Below are 2,672 nucleotides of genomic sequence, written 5' to 3'. Positions count from 1 at the left end.
CCGCGTTTCGTCTCGCTCGGCTCCGCCGTGCTCGCTCAACGACCGGGGAAGCTGCACCCGCGTTTCGTCTCGTTCGGCTCCGCCGTGCTCGCTCAACGACCGGGGAGGCCGCACCCACGGTCGTTGAGCGAGGCCCGCGCAGCGGACCGAGACGACATGCGGTGAGATTCATCAGAACAGCCCCTTCGGAGCATCCGCCGCGTCGAGCAGGCCCGACCTCGCGATGATCGACAGCTCGCCGACCTCGGCCGCCGTGAGCTCGGGCAGTCGCTGCACGAGCTCGAGGAACCGCTCGATCTCCGTCGCCTCGAGCACGGGCTCGGCCAGCAGCCGGAACTTCGCGATGTAGTTCTCGCGGGCGAACGGACGCGCACCCAACGGATGCGCGTCGGCGACGGCGATCTCGTCGACGACGGTCGTGCCGTCGGTCAGGCGGAACTCGACGCGACCGCCGAACGCCTTCACGTCGGGGTCTTCCGAGTGGTAGCGGCGCGTCCACTCGGCATCCTCCGCCGTGGTGATCTTGTGCCACAGTGCGACGGTGTCTTCGCGGCCCGCACGCTCGGGAGTGTACGAGTCGACGTGGTGCCATCCGCCGTCCTGCAGCGCGACGGCGAAGATGTACGGGATCGAGTGGTCGAGCGTCTCACGCGAGGCCGTGGGGTCGTACTTCTGCGGGTCGTTCGCGCCGGAGCCGATCACGTAGTGCGTGTGGTGGCTGGTGTGCAGCACGATCGCCTCGATGTTGGCGGGGTCGCGCAGCGCCGGGTTCTCGGTGCCGAGCTTGCGCGCGAGGTCGATCCACGCCTGCGCCTGATACTCGGCCGAGTGCTCCTTCGTGTACGAGTCGAGGATCGCGCGCTTCGCCTCGCCTGCAGCGGGCAGCGGCACCTCGTACGCGGCGTCCTTGCCGTCGAGCATCCACGCGATCACGCCGTCTTCACCCTCGTAGATCGGGGCGGGGCTCGTCTGACCGCGCATCGCCCGGTCGACCGCCTCGACGGCGAGCTTGCCCGCGAAGGCCGGGGCGTGCGCCTTCCACGTCGAGATCTCGCCCTTGCGACTCTGACGCGTGGCGGTGGTCGTGTGCAGCGCCTGCCCGACAGCCTGGTAGATCGTCTCGACATCGAGCCCGAGCAGGGTGCCGATGCCGGCCGCGGCCGACGGGCCGAGGTGGGCGACGTGGTCGATCTTGTGCTTGTGCAGGCAGATCGCGCGCACGAGGTCCATCTGGATCTCGTAGCCGGTGGCGATGCCGCGCAGCAGCGCGCGACCGTCGGCCTGCACGTGCTGAGCCACGGCCAGGATCGGCGGGATGTTGTCGCCCGGGTGCGAGTACTCGGCGGCGAGGAACGTGTCGTGGTAGTCGAGTTCGCGCACCGCCACGCCGTTCGCCCATGCCGCCCACTCGGGGCTCGTGCGGTGGTCGAGAGCTGCGCCGAAGACCGTGGCGCCGATGCCGCCGGACGAGACGGGGTGGCTGAACGCCTGCGCACGGGCGGCGTTAATGGGCCCGCGGGTGAGGGATGCCGCGGCCACCGACGCGTTGTCGATGATGCGGTTGATGATCATGTCGGCGACGTCCTGCTCGACCTCGACCGGGTCGGCGGCGACCTCGGCGATCTTCCAGGCGAGCTGGTCTTCGCGGGCGAGGTTCTCGTCGCTGCGGTGGACGCGGACGTGGTGGGTGACGGTCATTTCACACCTTCGGGGTTGGCGGTCAGGGAGTCGAGGATGCCGGTGAGCGCGTTGTGCAGGTGCACGTGCGTGGCATGAGCGGCGAGGTCACCGTCTCGGGCGGCGAGAGCGGCGGCGATCGTGCGGTGCTCGGCCGCGGAGGCCGCAAGGCGGTCGGGCTTGTCTCGGGCCATGCGGCGCACCCGCACGAGATGGGTGCGCACGGTGCGCAGCGCCGAGGCGATGTAGTCGTTGGCGACGGCCGCGTCGAGTGCCGCGTCGAAGCGCGCGATGAGGGCGTAGTACGCGTCACGGCCTTCGACGGCGGCGAGGTCGACGTGCGCGAACTCGTCGGCGAGCGCGGCGAACAGGGCGGCGTCCCCTCGGGTCGCGGCGAGTCGGGCGGAGGTCTCCTCCAGCGCACGGCGGATCTCGAAGAGGGCGCGGATGTCGTCGGCATCCAGATCCGCGACCACCGTCACACGCGGCGACTGCTGTACGACCAGGCCGTCGGCCGCGAGACGACGCAGGGCCTCGCGCATCGGCGTGCGGCTGATGCCGAGGCGGGCGGCCTGCTCGACCTCGCCCAGCACGAAGCCCGCGGGGAGGGCGCCCGACTGGATCTCCTCCAGCAGCGCCGCGTGGGCTCGATCGCTCGCACTGATGCGTTCGGCGACGGAGCTCATGCCCTCAGTGTATACACAGAAGCGCCTGAATGGCAGAGGATGGCTGTTGGACGGTCATGGCGTATACACAAAGAGCTTGCCCCTACCCCGATCGCCCAGTTGGCACCTCATGTCGCTATGGGCGTGGAATTCCGACCACAAGCGCCACCCCACCGCCCCAACGCCCCGCAACCGCGCCTCAACCGTCGTGCACCTGGCATCTCATGTCGCCATTCGCGCGGGATTCCGACCTCAGGCGCCAACCCAAGTCCCACCGCCGTCGCGCACCTGGCACCTCACGACGCTATTCGCGCGGGATTCCGACCCCAG

Annotated in this window: 2 protein-coding genes; both read right to left on the bottom strand. The window is 69.8% G+C overall.

All coding sequences use genetic code 11. The annotated features are described in order from the left end of the window. Positions 1–171: 171 nt before the first annotated feature. Positions 172–1,698 (bottom strand): MmgE/PrpD family protein, encoded by a 1,527-nt coding sequence (locus tag RWO82_RS15495; protein ID WP_314428425.1) that lies wholly within the window; start codon positions 1,696–1,698, stop codon positions 172–174. After that, positions 1,695–2,363, bottom strand: a complete 669-nt coding sequence (locus RWO82_RS15490) for a GntR family transcriptional regulator (protein ID WP_314428424.1) — start codon at positions 2,361–2,363, stop codon at positions 1,695–1,697. Before RWO82_RS15490 ends, RWO82_RS15495 begins: the two co-directional genes overlap by 4 nt. Positions 2,364–2,672 lie beyond the last annotated feature (309 nt).

The organism is uncultured Microbacterium sp., from assembly GCF_963521645.1.
GTDB lineage: Bacteria > Actinomycetota > Actinomycetes > Actinomycetales > Microbacteriaceae > Microbacterium.
This window is presented reverse-complemented; position numbering and strand designations above follow the sequence as displayed.